Below are 18,000 nucleotides of genomic sequence, written 5' to 3'. Positions count from 1 at the left end.
AGTGAGGAATAGTTTTATTCTTGCCATCAGGCTGGTGAATATGCCAGGCGCACATAAATAGGCGCAAAGGCTTCAGCCTGGGTGATTTCTATCAGGGTTTCTTTGGCCAGCTCAAGCAGGGCGACAAAATTCACGACCAGCACCGGCGCACCACGGCTGACGTCAAACAGATCGGAGAATTCAACAAACTTGGATGACTGCAGCTTGCGCAAAATCCCTGTCATGTGTTCGCGCACCGACAGTTCTTCGCGGCTGATCTTGTGATGGGCCACCAGAGTCGCGCGCTTCAATACATCTGCCCAGGCAGACTGCAAGTCAGCGATATCGACATGCGGCCAGTGCAGCACGGTGTTTTGTTCGACGAACACCTGGGCATGCAAAAAATCACGGCCCAGTTGTGGTACTGCATTGAGATCATAAGCAGCCAGCTTCATCTGTTCGTACTCGAGCAGGCGGCGTACCAGTTCTGCGCGCGGATCATCGGCTTCTTCACTGTCTGTGCTCTTGTTGGAGGGCAGCAGCATGCGTGATTTGATCTCGATGAGCATGGCAGCCATCAGCAGATATTCAGCAGCCAGTTCCAGATTGTGCTTGCGTATCTGATCGACATACTGCAAATACTGCAGCGTGACTTGCGCCATGGGAATGTCGAGGATATTGAAATTCTGCTTGCGTATCAGGTACAACAGCAAATCCAGCGGGCCTTCAAATGCTTCCAGAAATACTTCCAGCGCATCGGGGGGGATGTAGAGGTCGTTTGGCAGCTTGAACAGCGGCTCGCCATACAGTCTGGCAAAAGCCAGACCGTCGACAACATCAGGTGTGCTGTCGACTGCACCAACCAGAGGTAAATCGGTTGGCGTTAAAGCGTTTGTGGTGCTCACAAGCTTTCCGGCTAGATATCTGTAGTATCAATACAGGCTGTATCAGCCCTTGTTTTGATACACGTAGGCTTGCTGGTTGATGCGCGATTCCTGATTGCGTTTTTGCGTATCCAGGTCTATGGCTTGTTTGTCCCACAGCAGGGCACGGCCATCGCGCTGACTTTGTTCCAGCGCAGGATTGGCTTTTTTCAAGTCTTTGATGAAATTGGTTGCTTCGGATTCGTACAGCGAGAATTGCTTGGAGAATTTCATAATTTGAAATAAACACAAAAAGTCGGATGAAGCCGCATTTTACTCTTCTTTTGGGCTGACTATGGTGTTTTGCCCTTTGAGTAAAGCTTCAATTGACTTATAAGCTGTTTCCGATCTTAAGCGCGAGCGCAACCGGAGTTAATGCGGGGGTTCATGCGCTGCTCAAAATGCTCATGTACTCAAGTACATTCCGCTTTTTGCGCTGCGTTTTTGTTACTCTCGACCCCGCTGACGCCCGCTCGCTACAGATCGTAAACAGGTTCTTGGAAAATCAAAGGTCTTTGACTTCCAGCCATTTTTTGATGTGCTTGGGACGGTAGTCGGCAAATTTTTGCAATAGTTTTGCAGGTTTAGTTTCCATATACAAGAGATCCAGATGAGCAGGCCGCAGGAAGCCTTGTTCTACCGTATGCAAGAGAAAATCATGCAGTTTTCGATAAAAATCATTGATATTGTATAAACCAACAGGTTTTTCATGAAAACCCAGTTGTGACCAGGTCAGCACTTCAAATAATTCTTCCAGAGTACCTATGCCGCCAGGCATGGCGATGAAGGCGTCGGACAATTCTGCCATCATGGCCTTGCGTTCATGCATGTTGGCAACGACATGCAGGGACGTGAGGGCAGTGTGGCCGACTTCCTTGTCCATCAATGCCTTGGGGATGACTCCGGTGACTCTGCCACCCAGACGCATGACTTCGTCGGCAATGACACCCATCAACCCAACATTGCCACCGCCATACACCAGCCCCAGGTCTTGCGTGACCAGTTCGGCAGCCAGTTGGCGTGCTGCAATGGCATAATCTTCAGTAATGCCTGGAGATGAGCCGCAATAAACGCAAATATTCTTCATGCCGGATTAATTTTGCGCAAATAGTCTTGCGACAGTTTTTCAAAGACATTCTTGGTCTCGCCACGCAGATAAGGGCTGATCAGGACAATCACCTGATAACAGCCACGTGCCAGTGACTCGGACATGGTTTGCAGTTCAGTATATTTGCGCGGATTGCGTACATATTCATACGACAGCCAGTAAGTTGCCACTACCACCATATTGGTGGCCAGGGCATCGATATCGATATCACTGGCTTCAAATTCACCATCGGCACGCAAGCCTGTGCAGAGACCTGTTGCAACCTTGATCTTGTGCGTCAGTATTTCTTTGAAATTGAGTTCAAGCTTGCGATTCCTGGAGAGTAAATCATTCAGGTCGCGGTAGAAAAAGCGATAACGCCAGACCAGTTCAAATGTCAGGTGCAGATAAGTCCAGATATCCTGAATATTGGCTTTGCGCCCTTCAGGGAAAGCCAGCTTCTTGTTAATCTCTGCCTCGAACTGGACGAAGATGGAATTAACGATATCGTCTTTGTTGCGGAAATGATAATACAGATTGCCGGGGGAAATATTCATTTCCTCCGCAATCACGGTCGTGGTGATATTCGGTTCACCGAACTCATTGAAAAGGCGCAGGGAAAGTTCTAGTATCCGTTCCCTGGTGCGACGAGGAGCTTTGTGTTGCATGTCATTCTTCTCGATAAATTATTTCATAAGAATAACATTGAAAGCGCAACATCAAAAGAGTATCAGGCTTCGGACTGTACTTTCAGTTCTTTTTCTGAAGGAATATGCACCAGTCTGGTCTTGGCAAGACGGTCATGCAGAAATTGTCCATATTTGTCGAGACGGGCTGTCAATGCCCAGGCCAGCATGCCCAGAGCGATTGCGGCAGCCATTTTCCATTGCTTGAGGCCTAGCTGGTAAACCAGGGCTGCAGCAGGCAAAAACCACATCCAGGCCAGGCAATAGCGCACAATCGCCTTGACGACTGGGAGCTTGCCGCCATCCAGGTCGACTACCTTGATGCGCCAGGTTTGCATGGCAAGGGTCTGGCCGCTGCGCGTCCAGCAAAATACAAAATACGCACCTATCACCAGAAACAGCCAGAACTGACGGGCATGCCGTAACACCAGAGCATGTTTGCTCTGGGTAATAACATCGAATGCAAAATCAGAAACAAAAACAATGCCAAAAAGGAGCATGGCTTCATACACCATGCAGATCAGGCGGCGACGTAGTGGTGGGGCAGTCAGATCAGAATTCACAGGATTACTTGCTTGTTCCCTGAGACGCAGGAATGCTTGCTGGCACCTCATTTGCGCCTGAGGCAGGTGCTGGGTTGATGGCGGGAGCAACACTGCTTGCAGGCTGTGAGGCCGGAGTGACCACCTTAACAGCAGGGGGGGTAACACCTGCTGGCTTGGGGCCCACCTTAATCGGTGCCAGGATTTTTGGATTCTTGACAGATTCCGATGGCAAATTGGTCACGCTTTTCTTTTTTTGATTTTCATCAGCCAGGCGTTTTTTTTCTTCTTCGCTTAACTGCTGGTATTGTTGCCACTGTGCTGACTTGTGTTCAGGCTTGAGTTGTGTCGATTTTGCGTAATTTTCACGGGCAGCCATACGTTGCTCTGGAGTCAACTTGACCCAGTCACGCATACGTTCTTGCAACCTGGCTTGCTCGTCTGGCTTCATCGTTGCGTAACGATCGGCGATGCCCAGCCATTTTTTCTTACCGAGTTCTGACATCTTGTCCCATTCAGGGCTCAGCGGTGCCAAAGCCTGTTTTTGCGCTGCACTGAGTTCCGCCCACAGGGGTTTGCTCAGCGTGCTGCCGCCCAGCAAACCGGTACTGGCTTTACTGGTAGCTTGTGCATTGGACGCAGGAACAGAAATACCGCCAGCGAAAGCCAGCGGTATTGCAAGAGACAGAATAATGAGACAAACAGAATTCGGTATTAACGCAAACGTCACTACTACTCCTCCGTTTTGTTCAAATACGCACTAAACCCGGTATCAACATAGGCGGCTGGCGGTAATTCGTCCACCAGGACGGCAGTATCAATATCTGCCAGTTCGTTAATGTTTTGCTGTTGCTCGTATTCGTAAATACCCAGCAGGCCCACAACCAGCACCAGCAAAGGCAATACCAGGCCGAGTTTGCCCATCCAGGAACCAGGCCCCTGGAAAGAAAAGCCCGAATTGCCAGCCAGCACGCCTTTGAATACCTTTACGGCTACAGGTGCTTCCTGTTTCTTGCGTGACAAAGCCAGCTTGCGCGCTTGCGCCAACCTGTCTAAAGTGGGAGCAGGCAGGCTTTCCGCTGACTCATTCAGCGCCCGTCTTACCTTGTAAGCAAATTCAAGGTCTTTCGCTTCTTTTGAATAGTTCATAGGTGAATTCCTTTAGCCTTGAGCGTGACAGCCAATGCATGTGTTGCTCTGGAGCAGTGTGTTTTGACGCTACCTTCTGAGCAACCCATTGCAGCGGCGGTTTCCGCTACATCCATGTCTTCCCAATAACGCATGAGGAAGGCTTCCCGTTGACGCGCAGGAAGTTTTTTTATTTCTTCATCAATTATGTTGAGAACTTGCTCACGTTCTATCTTGTCGGCACTGGATTCTGATGCTTCTGTGCCATCTTCTGCGGCATAACTTTCCAATAAGTCAAAATTATCGTCATCTTGATTATTTGATGGCGTAATGTTGGAAAACAAGCTGACCCAGGTGTTTCTGACCTTTTCCCGGCGAAAAAAATCCAGGATGGTGTTTTGCAATATGCGTTGAAACAACATGGGCAATTCTGCCGCAGGCTTGTCGCCATATTTTTCGGCGAGCTTGATCATTGCTTCCTGGACGATGTCCAGAGCAGATTCTTCATTTCTTACTGTGTAGACAGCATGTTTGAAAGCGCGGCGTTCCACACCTTCCAAAAAGCTGGATAATTCTTTGTCTGTGGCCATTGTTGGCAGTTACGTGCTTTACGTGGTTTATAGCAGGCGCTGCTTCCCCTGAGATACCAGGGCAAAGTCATTGAGCTTTTTAAAGAAGCGGACCATGCAAAATTGCGCACATGCTAGCAAAAATACGTGCTTATGTCCTGAATTTTGTGCTTTCTTGTCATTTGATAACATTTCAAAGGCAAATAAGTTTCTTTTCTTATAGAATTTTCCTTGACCAAATTGCTGCGACGCAGTACCTTGTGAGTCCGCTCCAAAATCTCGGGGCACAAAATACTTGTCTGGAACAGCTCACAATGCCGTCGCCGACAGGTTCGCTTTAAGAAGCTGTTTGTTCTGACCCATGCCACAAGCGTGAGAAGTCTGTCGTTGTAAAGCCTTAATACTGATTGAACGAGTGCAATAAGCCTTGCCTGGTACCATATCCAACGGATGTGTAAAGGGGAATGTGACCGCACGTAAAGGGATCTCAGCTTTCCGGTATTTACATGTCGATTTCGCCAGGAAAGAACATCCGATCAATCTCCTATGGACCTTGAAAGGACACAATTTATGAGTTCAGAATTTACAGGCGCAGAGATACTTGTCAAGTGTCTGGCCGAAGAGGGTGTTGAGCATGTATTCGGATATCCGGGTGGTGCCGTACTCTATATCTATGATGCAATCTTCAATCAGGACAAGTTTCAACACATCCTGGTGCGTCATGAGCAGGCTGCAGTACATGCTGCCGATGCTTATTCCCGTTCCTCCAATAAAGTAGGTGTGGCTCTGGTCACTTCCGGACCTGGCGTTACCAATGCGGTAACCGGTCTGGCAACTGCTTATATGGATTCGATTCCCATGGTCATCATTTCGGGTCAGGTTCCCAGTGCCGTTATTGGCCAGGATGCCTTCCAGGAGTGCGACACCGTTGGTATTACCCGTCCATGCGTAAAGCATAATTTTTTGGTGAAAGACGTCAGGGACCTGGCCGAGACCGTCAAGAAAGCATTCTATATTGCAACGACAGGTCGTCCTGGTCCTGTGCTGGTCGATATCCCCAAGGATATCAGCATGCACAAAACTACCTATAGCTACCCTAAAGAAGTCGAAATGCGCTCTTACAAGCCAGTCGACAAAGGGCATGCAGGGCAAATTCGCAAGGCTGTGCAACTGTTGTTGCAGGCTGAACGTCCCATGATTTATACCGGTGGCGGCGTGATACTCGCGCATGCAGCACCGGAGCTGAACAAGCTGGTAGATTTACTCGGTTTCCCATGTACCAATACCCTGATGGGTCTCGGTGCCTATCGTGCCAGCGATGAAAAATTCCTCGGCATGCCTGGCATGCATGGTACTTACGAAGCCAATATGGCCATGCAGCACTGTGATGTGCTGATCGCCATTGGCGCTCGTTTTGATGACCGCGTAATTGGCAACCCCAAGCATTTTGCTTCGCATCCACGCAAGATCATTCATATTGATATTGATCCCTCATCGATTTCCAAGCGTGTCAAGGTTGATATTCCTATCGTAGGTAATGTCAAAGACGTCTTGCAGGAAATGCTGTCGCAACTGAGTACGGTTGAGACTCGCCCTGATCCCAAGGCGCTGGCTACCTGGTGGAAGCAGGTCAATGAATGGCGTGGTCGTGAATGCCTGAAATACCCGACTTCAAATGAAGTTATCAAACCACAGTCCGTGGTTGAAAAAGTCTGGGAAGTCACCAAGGGCGATGCCTTTGTTACTTCAGACGTAGGTCAGCATCAGATGTGGGCTGCGCAATACTATCGCTTTGATAAACCGCGTCGCTGGATCAATTCCGGTGGCCTGGGTACCATGGGTGTAGGTTTGCCGTATGCCATGGGTGTGCAGATGGCTAATCCGGATGCGACTGTTGCCTGTATCACTGGCGAAGCCTCGATACAGATGTGCATACAGGAACTGGCAACCTGCAAGCAATATCATCTGACACCAAAAATTATCTTGTTGAACAACCGCTTCCTTGGCATGGTCAGGCAGTGGCAGCAAATTGATTATGGCTCACGCTATTCCGAGTCTTACATGGACTCTCTGCCTGACTTTACCAAGCTGGTGGAAGCTTATGGCCACGTCGGCATGAAGATAGAAAACCCTGCAGACGTTGACGGCGCAGTGCGTGAAGCCTTTGCCATGAAAGACAGGCTGGTATTCATGAATTTCATTACTGATCAAACTGAGAATGTCTGGCCCATGGTCAAGGCAGGCAAGGGCTTGACTGAAATGTTGCTGGGTTCGGAGGATCTGTAATGAGACATATTATTTCCATCCTTCTTGAGAATGAAGCTGGTGCCTTGTCCCGTGTGGTTGGCCTGTTTTCTGCCCGCGGCTATAACATTGAAACCCTGACGGTTGCACCGACTGAAGACCCGACACTGTCACGTATGACGATCGTGACTTCCGGTTCTGATGACATCATCGAACAGATCACCAAGCATTTGAACCGCCTGATTGAGGTGGTCAAGGTGGTTGATCTGACCGAAGGCGCGCACATAGAACGTGAGCTGATGCTGATCAAGGTAAGAGCGGTTGGCAAGGAGCGCGAAGAAATGAAGCGCACCGCAGACATTTTCCGTGGCCGCATCATTGATGTCACCGAAAAGACCTACACCATAGAATTGACCGGTAATAAAGGTAAATTGGATGCTTTCATTGATTCCATAGACCGCACGGCAATTCTGGAAACGGTACGTACCGGTGGTTCAGGCATAGGACGCGGCGAACGCATCCTCAAGGTTTAATATAGTTTCAGGCATACGCCATCCCCTACAAAAATACTTAATTATTAGGATACAAAATGAAAGTTTTCTACGACAAAGATTGTGATCTCTCCCTGATCAAAGGCAAAAACGTTGCTATCATCGGCTACGGTTCTCAAGGTCATGCTCATGCACAGAACTTGAATGATTCCGGCTGTAAAGTGACTGTCGCCCTGCGTAAAGGCGGCGCTTCATGGGACAAGGCAAAAAATGCTGGTCTGAACGTCGCTGAAGTCAATGACGCAGTTAAAGCAGCTGACGTCATCATGATTTTGCTGCCAGATGAAAACATCGCCCAGGTTTACGCTGAAAACGTTGCACCTCACGCCAAACAAGGCGCAGTGCTGGCATTTGCTCACGGCTTCAATGTTCACTACGGTCAGGTTGTGCCACGTGCCGATCTGGATGTCATCATGATCGCCCCTAAAGCGCCAGGCCACACTGTGCGTGGTACTTACAGCCAGGGTGGCGGCGTACCTCACCTGATCGCTGTGTATCAGGACAAATCCGGTTCTGCCCGCGACATCGCCTTGTCTTATGCAATGGCTAACGGCGGTGGTCGTGCTGGTATCATCGAAACCAACTTCCGTGAAGAAACAGAGACTGATTTGTTCGGTGAGCAAGCGGTTCTGTGCGGTGGTGCCGTTGAGCTGATCAAAGCTGGTTTTGAAACCCTGGTTGAAGCTGGTTATGCGCCAGAAATGGCTTACTTCGAATGTCTGCATGAATTGAAACTCATCGTTGACCTGATCTATGAAGGCGGTATCGCCAACATGAATTACTCGATCTCCAATAATGCAGAATACGGCGAATATGTGACCGGCCCTAAAGTCGTTACAGAAGACACTAAAAACGCCATGCGCCAATGCCTGAAAGATATTCAGACTGGTGAATATGCGAAGAGCTTCATCCTGGAAAACAAAGCTGGCGCACCGACTTTGATTTCCCGCCGTCGCTTGACTTCCGAGCACCAGATCGAAGAAGTGGGCGCGAAATTGCGTGCGATGATGCCTTGGATAGCGAAGAACAAACTGGTTGATCAAAGCAAAAACTAATTGCAGAGATCGCCGGGCATCATCCAGCGTGCGCTTGCAGGCGCACGCAGCTCGAAGGCTAAAAGTCGTCCACTTGGACGACTTTTTTTACGCCTTCAAGTGCACTTGGATTGCTAAAAACAAACTGGTTGATCAATCCAAAAACTAATTTTTAAGATCGCCGGACATCATCCAGCGTGCGCTCGTAGGCGCACGCAGCTCGAAGGGTAAAAGTCGTCCACTAGGACGACTTTTTTACACCTTCAAGTGCACTTGGATTGCTAAAAACAAACTGGTTGATCAATCCAAAAACTAATTTTTAAGATCGCCGGGCATCATCCGGCGTGCGCTGGTTGGTGCAGGTGGTGCTAAAACAAAAATCGTCCGCAAGGGCGATTTTTGTTTTGTGGCTGTTGTCAGGCCACCTTTTGCTGTCACGAACATGTCATTCAAGTGTGCGAATTGTTTTCGCAGTCAATAATCACGGTTATACTTCCCACACTTTTGATTTCTATTGTCTGGCATTGCCGGGCAAGTTTCTACGAAATAACCGCATGTCCACACCTAATCGACGCAAGCCCAAGGGTAGTTTCAAGCTTTTCCCCAAGGGTATACGCAAAACGCAACAGTCTGCTGAAGTTGTTGCTACTGAGGTCGCTCCCAAGAGGCGGCGCGGCATTTATTTATTGCCGAACGCATTTACGACTGCCGCCTTGTTTTGCGGTTTTTATGCGATTGTCATGGCAATGGATCAACGTTTTGACCGGTCGGCCCTGGCGATTTTCGCGGCCATGGTGCTGGATAGTCTGGACGGTCGCGTCGCCCGCATGACCAATACCCAGAGTGAGTTTGGGGCGCAATACGATAGTTTGTCAGACATGATTTCCTTTGGTGCCGCTCCGGCACTGGTGGCTTATGAATGGTCGTTGAAGGGCATGGGCAAGCTGGGCTGGCTGGCTGCCTTCGTCTATTGTGCCGGTGCTGCTTTGCGCCTGGCTCGCTTCAATACCAATATTGGTGTGGTCGACAAGCGTTATTTCCAGGGCTTGCCCAGTCCTGCGGCCGCTGCTTTGGTTGCGGGCTTTGTATTGCTGATGGAAGATCTGCATTTCCTCGGGCGTGACTTGAGCTGGAGTACCTGGAGCATTACCTTGTTTGCAGGTTTGACGATGGTGACCAATGTGCCTTTCTATAGTTTCAAGGACGTGAACCTGCGTAAGTCTGTACCATTCATCGCGCCTTTCCTTATTGTGCTGGCCTATGTTGCGGTAGTCAGTGATCCACCCAAGGTTTTGTTTGGCTTGTTCGTCCTGTATGGCTTGTCTGGCTACGTCGTTTTGCTGTGGCGCTGGCGCAAGGGCAGGCCGGTCAGCATCGTGCAGACCAGTGTTGATGATCATCATCACGATGAAAAATAAATTGGCATCAAAACTCGCGCTGCCAGATTAAATTCGGTGTTTTTCAAGAAAAGCCGCAATACGGAAAATGTATTGCGGCTTTTTTGCTTTTCTGCCTGAGAAAAGCAGGATTTTCCTGCTATAAATTCTTGCACTTTTTCGCCTTTGCGCTTATAGTCTTTGGCATGAACTCCGCATCTACATCAATAGCAAAAAACATTACAGCAGGCCTGTCTGGTCTGCTATCGCTATTGCTGGCATCTCTACTAGCGTTCACGCGCTAAATCCCCCTATATCCACAATTCGAGTAGTCTCGCCACCCATGTGCGTCTTGCAAGGGTAGGCCAAAGAATATTCACAGTTTGCAGTTTTACATCTACAACATTTCAGACTTAAATTTATATCAGGAGTAATAACATGGCCGACAAACTCATCATATTTGACACAACCTTGCGCGATGGCGAGCAATCCCCTGGTGCATCCATGACCAAGGATGAAAAAATCCGTATTGCCAAGCAACTGGAAAGAATGAAAGTCGATGTGATTGAGGCTGGTTTTGCTGCAGCTTCGCCAGGTGATTTTGAGTCCATCAAGGCAATTGCTTCCATCATCAAGGATTCGACGATCTGCTCTTTGTCGCGCGCCAATGACCGCGACATCGCCCGCGCAGCAGAAGCCTTGCAAGCCGCGCAACGCAAGCGTATTCATACCTTCATCGCAACTTCTCCTCTGCACATGGAAAAGAAATTGCGCATGACGCCAGACCAGGTATTGGAGCAAGCCATACAGGCCGTGCGCTATGCACGCAATTTTACTGATGATGTGGAGTTCAGCCCTGAAGACGGCAGCCGCTCAGATATGGATTTTCTGTGTCGCGTGCTGGAAGCCGTTATTAAAGAAGGTGCGACGACGATCAATTTTGCTGACACCGTCGGCTATGCCGTGCCTGAGCTGTACGGCAATATGTTGAAGTCCTTGCGTGAGCGCATCCCCAATTCCGACAAGGCCGTCTGGTCTGTGCACTGCCATAATGACCTGGGCATGGCGGTTGCCAACTCCCTGGCTGGCGTCATGATAGGTGGCGCACGTCAGATTGAATGCACCATCAATGGCCTGGGCGAGCGTGCTGGTAATACGGCGCTCGAAGAAATTGTCATGGCCGTGCGTACTCGCAAGGATTATTTTGATTTGCAACTCGGTATCGACATCAGTCAGATCGTGCCTGCATCCAAGCTGGTGTCGCAAATCACTGGTTTTGCTGTGCAACCGAATAAAGCAGTTGTCGGTGCGAATGCTTTTGCACATGCGTCCGGCATCCATCAGGATGGCATTTTGAAAGCGCGTGATACCTACGAAATCATGCGTGCAGAAGACGTAGGCTGGAGTGCCAACAAGCTGGTCCTGGGCAAACTGTCTGGCCGCAACGCCTTCAAGCAACGTCTGGAAGAATTGGGTATCTCACTGGAGTCGGAAACCGAAGTCAATGCCGCCTTTGCCCGCTTCAAGGAACTGGCCGACCGTAAGTCTGAAATCTTCGATGAAGATATTCTGGCTCTGGTTTCTGATGAGGAATATGCGCATAACAATGATGCCTTCCATTATGTATCCTTGTCCCAGCGTTCGGAAACAGGTGAGTTGCCGTATGCCAAAGTCGTATTTACTTCTGAAGGCAAAGAGGTTGCTTGTGAAGGAAATGGCAATGGCCCGGTAGATGCCATCGTGAATGCTATCGATTCCAAGGTGCAGAGTGGGGCAGAGCTGTTACTGTTCTCGGTGAATGCGATTACCACTGGTACGCAGTCGCAGGGTGAGGTCACCATGCGCTTGTCCAAAGCTGGCCGTATCGTCAATGGTGTTGGGGCTGACCCTGATATCGTTGTTGCTTCGGCGAAAGCTTATTTGTCTGCATTGAATAAATTGCAATCAAAAACAGAAAAGCTGAATCCACAGATTTAATCCGGGATTTGATTCTGGTTAAAAACGGTGTTATAGTCACGCGTTCTGCCATTCCGGCGGAATTGTTATGTCACGATAATGATGGTTTGTATAGTTAATATGACTATTGTTATCGCATGTTAAGGAAAATCATGTCTATCGAAAAAAATGCAAAAGCCGCTATCGTAGCGGACAATGCCCGTGGTCAAAACGACACAGGCTCTCCTGAAGTGCAAGTTGCTCTGTTGACTGCACGTATCAATGATCTGAATGGTCACTTCAAAGCACACTCTAAAGATCACCACTCACGTCGTGGTTTGATCATGATGGTTAACCGTCGTAAGAGTCTGTTGTCTTACCTGAAAGGTAAAGACTTGAATCGCTATCGCTCACTGATCGAAAAACTCGGCTTGCGTAAGTAATTCTTGCTGAATTTAGCAAAAGATTTGTAGCAAAAAGCCTGCGTCATTTAACTGTCGCAGGCTTTTTGTCCATCTAGAGTTTTGGTTTCATCTAGTTTTATCCAGTTTTAGCCCGGTTTTTGATACCCATATTAAAAAACAGGCAAAAAGCAATCCAGGCGGGTTGCTCGCGGTGAGGTGAACGACAGCGCCTGAAAATCTGTCGGCAAATAGAAAGGACACATTGTGTTTAATAAAATTACTAAAACCTTCCAATATGGTCAGCACCAGGTAACACTGGAAACCGGCGAAATCGCTCGCCAGGCATCGGGTGCAGTCCTGGTATCCATAGAAGATACCGTTGTACTGGCAACCGTGGTCGCCAAGAAAGATGCAAAACCAGGTCAGGATTTCTTTCCCCTGACCGTGGATTACATGGAAAAAACTTACGCTGCCGGTCGTATTCCTGGCGGTTTCTTCAAGCGTGAAGGTCGTCCATCAGAAAAAGAAACACTGACTTCCCGTTTGATCGATCGCCCTATCCGCCCGCTGTTCCCAGAAGGTTATCTGAACGAAGTTCAGGTCATCATCCATGTATTGTCCGTCAATCCAGAAATCGATCCTGATATCGCTGCGATGATCGGTGCTTCTGCTGCGATCTCTGTTGCTGGTATCCCATTCAGCGGTCCGGTTGGTGCGGCAAGAGTTGGTTATATTGAGGGGCAATATGTATTGAACCCAACAGCAACTCAACTGAAGCAATCCAAGCTGGATCTGGTTGTTGCTGGTACTGAGCAAGCCGTGTTAATGGTTGAGTCTGAAGCGCAGCAATTGTCTGAAGAAATCATGCTGGGTGCGGTTGTTTACGGCCACACGCAAATGAAGGCTGTGATCGATGCTATCCATGATCTGGTACGCGACGGTGGCAAGCCAGAAGTGCAATGGGCGCCTGCTGCAAAAAATGAACCGCTGATCGCTGCTGTGACAGCAGTGGCAGAGCCTCTGTTGCGCACTGCCTATCAAACCAAAGAAAAACAAGCACGTACTGAACAATTGAAGGCGGCAACGTCTACAGTTGCTGCAGCACTGGCTGAGCAAGCTGCTGCCAAAGGCGAAGCTGCTCCTGATTCATCTGAAGTTGGCAATATCCTGTTTGATCTGGAAGCGAAAATCGTTCGTTCCCAAATCCTGGAAGGCGAGCCACGTATTGATGGCCGTGATACACGCACTGTGCGTCCTATCACTATCCGCACTGGCGTTTTGCCACGTACGCATGGTACGGCCCTGTTCACCCGTGGTGAAACTCAGGCTTTGGTGATTGCTACTCTGGGTACTGCCCGTGACGAGCAAAAAATTGATGCGCTGATGGGTGAATACTCTGACCGCTTCATGCTGCATTACAACATGCCTCCGTTTGCTACTGGCGAAACTGGCCGTGTTGGCACACCTAAGCGTCGTGAAATCGGTCATGGCCGTCTGGCTAAGCGTGCATTGCAAGCTGCCCTGCCTGATCCAGAGGATTTCAGCTACTCCGTTCGTCTGGTGTCTGAAATTACTGAATCCAATGGCTCTTCCTCCATGGCTTCCGTCTGCGGCGGCTGTCTGGCGTTGATGGATGCTGGCGTGCCTATGAAAGCACACGTTGCCGGTATCGCCATGGGCCTGATCAAAGATGGCAACAAGTTTGCTGTTCTGACAGATATCCTCGGTGATGAAGATCACCTTGGCGACATGGACTTTAAAGTAGCTGGTACTGCAGAAGGCATTACTGCCCTGCAAATGGATATCAAAATCCAGGGTATCACTAAAGAAATCATGCAAGTCGCTCTGGCGCAAGCCAAAGAAGGCCGTATCCATATCCTGGGTAAAATGCAAGAGGCAGTACCTGTCGGTAAAACCGAATTGTCGGACTTCGCTCCACGCCTGATCACGATCAAGATCAACCCTGAAAAAATCCGTGATGTGATCGGTAAGGGTGGTGCAGTGATCCGTGCTCTGACAGAAGAAACTGGTACACAAATCGACATCAGCGATGAAGGTGTAGTGACTATCGCTTCTGTTGATGCCGCAGCTGGCCAGGAAGCCAAACGCCGTATCGAAGAGCTGACTGCAGAAGTTGAAGTCGGCAAAATCTACGAAGGTACAGTATTGAAGTTGCTGGACTTCGGCGCGATCGTGCAAATCATGCCAGGTAAAGACGGTTTGCTGCACATCAGCCAGATCGCCAATGAGCGCGTGAATGCGGTTGCTGACTACCTCAAAGAAGGCCAGCAAGTACGCGTTAAAGTGCTGGAAACTGATGACCGTGGTCGCTTCAAGTTGTCGATGAAAGCAGCTGCTTCTGAATCTGAGGCGCAAGCTCAGCCTCAACAACAGCAGCAGCAACAGCAGTAATAAATTCTAAGGTCTCCGGGCCTTTCAGAGTTGAAAACGCCCGTCTCGTACGGGCGTTTTTTTATTGGCTTACAATTGCGTACTGTATCGCTGGATCCCTACAAAGGCTGAAGATGAAAACTGAAATGCGCGCAATTGAAATTACCCAATATGGCAAACCTGAAGTCTTGCAAATTTGCAGCAGGCCCGTGCCAGTATCCGGCAAGGGAGAACTATTAATCAAGGTTGCAGCGGCTGGCGTGAATCGGCCTGATGTTTTGCAGCGCCTGGGGTTTTACCCTGTGCCGCCAGGTGCTTCTGATTTGCCCGGATTGGAAGTGGCTGGTGAGGTGGTTGGTGGTGATGTGCAAGGTAGTGGATTTGCGCTGGGTGACCGTGTTTGTGCACTGGTGCAAGGTGGCGGGTATGCTGAGTATTGCATGGCACCTGCGGGTCAGTGCCTGAAGGCGCCAGAAGGCTTGTCCATGATAGAGGCGGCCTCATTGCCGGAAACCTATTTTACGGTCTGGAGTAATGTATTCCAGCGTGCGCATTTGTCGCCTGGCGAAAGTTTTCTGGTGCAGGGTGGTACTTCAGGCATAGGTGTGGCAGCAATCCAGATTGCCCGGGCATTGGGGCACAGGGTTTTTGCTACGGCTGGATCGGATGAAAAATGCCGGGCGACCGAAAAGCTGGGTGCTGAGCGCGGTATTAATTACAAGACTGAAAATTTCGTCGAAGTCGTCAAGGAATTGACGGCAGGCAAGGGCGTCGATGTCATCCTGGACATGGTTGCTGGCTCTTATGTGCCAAAAGAAATCAATTGTCTGGCGGATGATGGCAGGCTGGCCATTATTGCCCTGCTTGGTGGAAATTCGGCTGAGCTTGATCTGGGGCAGGTCTTGCGCAGGCGTCTGACTGTGACCGGGTCGACTTTACGGCCCCGTTCTGTCGCTTTCAAGGAAAAAATTGCTGCTGAATTGCAGGAGCGTGTCTGGCCTTTACTGACGACGAGGCAAATAGTGCCAGTGATACATCAAACTTTCCCGCTGGAGCAGGCTGTGCAAGCCCATGCCATGATGGAAGAGGGTTTGCATATAGGTAAAATCATGCTAACACTGGATTAGGCTTGCAGTTTCGTCTCGCACTTGGGTTTTGCGGATGGTTGGTTGATGGCTGGCGTGATGGCATTTTATGATGCTATATTGATCATATATCTGATGTAATTATGTCTTTGAGGCAAATCTTCATGTAAAACTGGTCTTGCTGGTTTGACCCTGTCTGCCGCGAAGGCTACAATAGACGGTTATTTATATTTTGGCTCACTATGCGACGCACCTTAATAGCCGGTAACTGGAAAATGAATGGTAGTTTTGCTGCCAACCGTTCGTTGTTGTCTGAAATCAAGGCGGGTTTGCCTGTCAGTTTGCAGTGTGATGTGCTGGTTTGTCCTCCTGCTCCGTATTTCGCGCAATGCGCTGAAATGCTGGGTGGTACAGCTGTTTCATGGGGTGCGCAAGATGTATCTGTGCATGTGCATGGTGCTTACACCGGTGAAATTTCTGCTTCCATGTTGCAGGATTGCGCATGTAAATATGCGATTGTCGGACATTCCGAGCGCCGTGCTTATCATGCTGAAACAAATGAGCTGGTAGCGCACAAGGCGCAGCAATTGTTGAAGCATGGTGTATTGCCCATCGTCTGTGTGGGTGAGACTCTGGAGCAGCGCGAAAGCGGTCAGACTAATGCAGTTGTGGCGGCGCAATTGAATGCTGTGCTCGATGTGCTGGATAGTCTGGATGGCCTGGTGATTGCCTATGAGCCTGTCTGGGCTATAGGTACGGGTAAAACGGCAACTCCTGAAATGGCGCAGGAAGTGCATCATTTCCTGCGTCAGCAAGTGGCTGTTCGTGATGCTGGTGTCGCAGAAAAAGTACAGATTTTGTATGGTGGTAGCATGAAGCCGGAAAATGCCAAAGAGTTGTTGGCAATGCCCGATATTGATGGTGGTTTGATTGGTGGGGCTGCACTGAAATCGCAAGATTTTCTTGTAATTATCGCTGCCAGTTAATTGATTTATTGTAGTACTTAATTTTTACTTGGATGTTTTGAATGCAAACTTTACATACGTTGGTCATTGTTGTTCAGATTTTGTCTGCATTGGCAATTATTGGTCTGGTTTTGTTGCAGCACGGTAAAGGTGCTGACATGGGGGCCTCTTTTGGTTCTGGTGCCTCTGGTAGTTTGTTTGGTGCAACTGGTTCCTCCAATTTCATGTCCAAGGCAACGGGGATAGCTGCCGCGATATTTTTTGCTGCAACTTTGGGCCTGGCTGTGTTCAGCACTGGTGCGCGCAAGCCGTCTGGTGGCGTGATGGAAGGCGTAACGGTAGTTCAGCCTGCGACTAATGCAGCGGCCAGTGCGCCAGCATCTGCTCCGGCAGTCACTGCAGCGCCTGCGCCTGCTTCATCTGCTGGTCAATCGGGTCAGATTCCAAAATAATTTGATCTTGCTCAGCAAAAAACGTTGAATTGCTGCAATTGCGCGTTGAACAATGAGGCTATACATAGTAGAATGCTGGGCTTAAGCCGACGTGGTGAAATTGGTAGACACGCTATCTTGAGGGGGTAGTGGCGAAAGCTGTACGAGTTCGAGTCTCGTCGTCGGCACCAAAAAAATAAGGCCAGTTTTCTTTGCTGGCCCGGTCGAGGAAGCAGTCTTTTCTTGCGGTTTGATCTTAAGAAATGACTTGCTTCAATCTGGCATTCAATTACAGGTAGCCTAACGTGAACCTCGAAAATTATTTCCCAGTTCTTCTCTTTATTCTGGTTGGTATCGCCGTTGGTGTGGTGCCGCAAATTCTGGGGCGTGTTCTTGCTCCCTATAAACCAGATTCACAAAAAAATTCTGCTTACGAATGCGGTTTTGAGGCATTTGAGGATGCGCGTATGAAGTTTGACGTGCGTTATTACCTGGTGGCGATTCTGTTTATTTTGTTCGATCTGGAAACGGCATTCTTCTTCCCGTGGGGCGTTGCAATGCGTGATCTGGGCTGGACAGGTTTTCTGATTATGCTCGGCTTCGTGCTCGAGTTCGGCGTTGGATTTTGGTACATCTGGAAAAAAGGCGCTCTGGATTGGGAGTGATGGAT

General features: G+C 49.2%; 19 protein-coding genes and 1 tRNA gene. 12 read left to right on the top strand and 8 right to left on the bottom strand.

Annotated features, from left to right (window positions below; all coding sequences use genetic code 11):
* Positions 1–26: 26 nt before the first annotated feature.
* The 8 genes from DFR42_RS06040 to DFR42_RS06005 form a co-directional block, all read right to left on the bottom strand.
* A complete protein-coding gene (locus tag DFR42_RS06040) occupies positions 27–884 on the bottom strand; it encodes a segregation and condensation protein A (RefSeq protein WP_110253988.1) in 858 nt (285 codons plus the stop codon).
* Between the two features lie 42 nt (positions 885–926).
* Positions 927–1,136 carry a DUF3460 family protein gene (locus DFR42_RS06035; RefSeq protein WP_110253987.1) on the bottom strand — a complete coding sequence of 70 codons (210 nt, stop codon included), beginning with the start codon at positions 1,134–1,136 and terminating at the stop codon, positions 927–929.
* A gap of 271 nt (positions 1,137–1,407) precedes the next feature.
* Complete coding sequence (locus tag DFR42_RS06030) at positions 1,408–1,989, bottom strand: LOG family protein (protein WP_110253986.1); 582 nt, start codon at positions 1,987–1,989, stop codon at positions 1,408–1,410.
* Positions 1,986–2,657 carry a TetR/AcrR family transcriptional regulator gene (locus DFR42_RS06025; protein ID WP_110253985.1) on the bottom strand — a complete coding sequence of 224 codons (672 nt, stop codon included), beginning with the start codon at positions 2,655–2,657 and terminating at the stop codon, positions 1,986–1,988. Before DFR42_RS06025 ends, DFR42_RS06030 begins: the two co-directional genes overlap by 4 nt.
* 62 nt (positions 2,658–2,719) lie before the next feature.
* Positions 2,720–3,238 (bottom strand): RDD family protein, encoded by a 519-nt coding sequence (locus DFR42_RS06020; protein WP_245936840.1) that lies wholly within the window; start codon positions 3,236–3,238, stop codon positions 2,720–2,722.
* Between the two features lie 4 nt (positions 3,239–3,242).
* Complete coding sequence (locus tag DFR42_RS06015) at positions 3,243–3,947, bottom strand: DUF3106 domain-containing protein (protein WP_110253983.1); 705 nt, start codon at positions 3,945–3,947, stop codon at positions 3,243–3,245.
* A 2-nt stretch (positions 3,948–3,949) separates the two neighbouring features.
* Positions 3,950–4,366: a DUF3619 family protein gene (locus DFR42_RS06010; protein WP_110253982.1), complete on the bottom strand. Its 417-nt coding sequence runs from the start codon at positions 4,364–4,366 to the stop codon at positions 3,950–3,952.
* Complete coding sequence (locus tag DFR42_RS06005) at positions 4,363–4,935, bottom strand: RNA polymerase sigma factor (protein WP_110253981.1); 573 nt, start codon at positions 4,933–4,935, stop codon at positions 4,363–4,365. Before DFR42_RS06005 ends, DFR42_RS06010 begins: the two co-directional genes overlap by 4 nt.
* Before the next feature lie 549 nt (positions 4,936–5,484).
* Here DFR42_RS06005 and DFR42_RS06000 point away from each other — a divergent pair.
* From DFR42_RS06000 to DFR42_RS05945, 12 genes are all read left to right on the top strand, one after another.
* Complete coding sequence (locus DFR42_RS06000) at positions 5,485–7,200, top strand: acetolactate synthase 3 catalytic subunit (RefSeq protein ID WP_110254264.1); 1,716 nt, start codon at positions 5,485–5,487, stop codon at positions 7,198–7,200.
* Positions 7,200–7,691, top strand: a complete 492-nt coding sequence (gene ilvN / locus DFR42_RS05995) for an acetolactate synthase small subunit (RefSeq protein ID WP_110253980.1) — start codon at positions 7,200–7,202, stop codon at positions 7,689–7,691. The genes DFR42_RS06000 and ilvN overlap by 1 nt, the downstream gene beginning before the upstream one ends.
* A 56-nt stretch (positions 7,692–7,747) precedes the next feature.
* On the top strand, positions 7,748–8,764 hold the full coding sequence (gene ilvC / locus DFR42_RS05990; RefSeq protein WP_110253979.1) for a ketol-acid reductoisomerase: 1,017 nt from the start codon (positions 7,748–7,750) through the stop codon (positions 8,762–8,764).
* A gap of 533 nt (positions 8,765–9,297) precedes the next feature.
* Entirely contained in the window at positions 9,298–10,161 is an 864-nt protein-coding gene (gene pssA, locus DFR42_RS05985; RefSeq protein ID WP_110253978.1) for a CDP-diacylglycerol--serine O-phosphatidyltransferase, read from the top strand.
* Between the two features lie 396 nt (positions 10,162–10,557).
* Positions 10,558–12,096 carry a 2-isopropylmalate synthase gene (locus DFR42_RS05980; RefSeq protein WP_110253977.1) on the top strand — a complete coding sequence of 513 codons (1,539 nt, stop codon included), beginning with the start codon at positions 10,558–10,560 and terminating at the stop codon, positions 12,094–12,096.
* 131 nt (positions 12,097–12,227) lie between these two features.
* Positions 12,228–12,497, top strand: a complete 270-nt coding sequence (gene rpsO, locus DFR42_RS05975) for a 30S ribosomal protein S15 (RefSeq protein ID WP_110253976.1) — start codon at positions 12,228–12,230, stop codon at positions 12,495–12,497.
* 225 nt (positions 12,498–12,722) lie between these two features.
* Entirely contained in the window at positions 12,723–14,870 is a 2,148-nt protein-coding gene (pnp, locus tag DFR42_RS05970; protein ID WP_110253975.1) for a polyribonucleotide nucleotidyltransferase, read from the top strand.
* 125 nt (positions 14,871–14,995) lie between these two features.
* Positions 14,996–15,976 carry an NAD(P)H-quinone oxidoreductase gene (locus DFR42_RS05965; protein WP_110253974.1) on the top strand — a complete coding sequence of 327 codons (981 nt, stop codon included), beginning with the start codon at positions 14,996–14,998 and terminating at the stop codon, positions 15,974–15,976.
* A 200-nt stretch (positions 15,977–16,176) separates the two neighbouring features.
* Positions 16,177–16,920 (top strand): triose-phosphate isomerase, encoded by a 744-nt coding sequence (gene tpiA, locus DFR42_RS05960; RefSeq protein ID WP_110253973.1) that lies wholly within the window; start codon positions 16,177–16,179, stop codon positions 16,918–16,920.
* Between the two features lie 41 nt (positions 16,921–16,961).
* On the top strand, positions 16,962–17,351 hold the full coding sequence (gene secG / locus DFR42_RS05955; protein WP_110253972.1) for a preprotein translocase subunit SecG: 390 nt from the start codon (positions 16,962–16,964) through the stop codon (positions 17,349–17,351).
* Positions 17,352–17,436: 85 nt separating this feature from the next.
* Positions 17,437–17,521: transfer RNA gene (locus DFR42_RS05950), tRNA-Leu, on the top strand.
* Between the two features lie 114 nt (positions 17,522–17,635).
* Complete coding sequence (locus DFR42_RS05945) at positions 17,636–17,995, top strand: NADH-quinone oxidoreductase subunit A (RefSeq protein ID WP_110253971.1); 360 nt, start codon at positions 17,636–17,638, stop codon at positions 17,993–17,995.
* Positions 17,996–18,000: the final 5 nt, after the last annotated feature.

The sequence above is a fragment of the Undibacterium pigrum genome (assembly GCF_003201815.1).
GTDB lineage: Bacteria > Pseudomonadota > Gammaproteobacteria > Burkholderiales > Burkholderiaceae_D > Undibacterium > Undibacterium pigrum.
This window is presented reverse-complemented; position numbering and strand designations above follow the sequence as displayed.

Bases quoted from the DNA above. Each gene is read 5' to 3' on its own strand.
- pssA (WP_110253978.1), top strand. From the start codon at position 9,298: ATGTCCACACCTAATCGACGCAAGCCCAAGGGTAGTTTCAAGCTTTTC.
- DFR42_RS06035 (WP_110253987.1), bottom strand. From the start codon at position 1,136: ATGAAATTCTCCAAGCAATTCTCGCTGTACGAATCCGAAGCAACCAAT.
- DFR42_RS06000 (WP_110254264.1), top strand. From the start codon at position 5,485: ATGAGTTCAGAATTTACAGGCGCAGAGATACTTGTCAAGTGTCTGGCC.
- DFR42_RS06025 (WP_110253985.1), bottom strand. From the start codon at position 2,657: ATGCAACACAAAGCTCCTCGTCGCACCAGGGAACGGATACTAGAACTT.
- DFR42_RS05965 (WP_110253974.1), top strand. From the start codon at position 14,996: ATGCGCGCAATTGAAATTACCCAATATGGCAAACCTGAAGTCTTGCAA.
- secG (WP_110253972.1), top strand. From the start codon at position 16,962: ATGCAAACTTTACATACGTTGGTCATTGTTGTTCAGATTTTGTCTGCA.
- DFR42_RS06010 (WP_110253982.1), bottom strand. From the start codon at position 4,366: ATGAACTATTCAAAAGAAGCGAAAGACCTTGAATTTGCTTACAAGGTA.
- DFR42_RS06005 (WP_110253981.1), bottom strand. From the start codon at position 4,935: ATGGCCACAGACAAAGAATTATCCAGCTTTTTGGAAGGTGTGGAACGC.
- ilvN (WP_110253980.1), top strand. From the start codon at position 7,200: ATGAGACATATTATTTCCATCCTTCTTGAGAATGAAGCTGGTGCCTTG.
- DFR42_RS06030 (WP_110253986.1), bottom strand. From the start codon at position 1,989: ATGAAGAATATTTGCGTTTATTGCGGCTCATCTCCAGGCATTACTGAA.
- ilvC (WP_110253979.1), top strand. From the start codon at position 7,748: ATGAAAGTTTTCTACGACAAAGATTGTGATCTCTCCCTGATCAAAGGC.
- tpiA (WP_110253973.1), top strand. From the start codon at position 16,177: ATGCGACGCACCTTAATAGCCGGTAACTGGAAAATGAATGGTAGTTTT.
- rpsO (WP_110253976.1), top strand. From the start codon at position 12,228: ATGTCTATCGAAAAAAATGCAAAAGCCGCTATCGTAGCGGACAATGCC.
- DFR42_RS05980 (WP_110253977.1), top strand. From the start codon at position 10,558: ATGGCCGACAAACTCATCATATTTGACACAACCTTGCGCGATGGCGAG.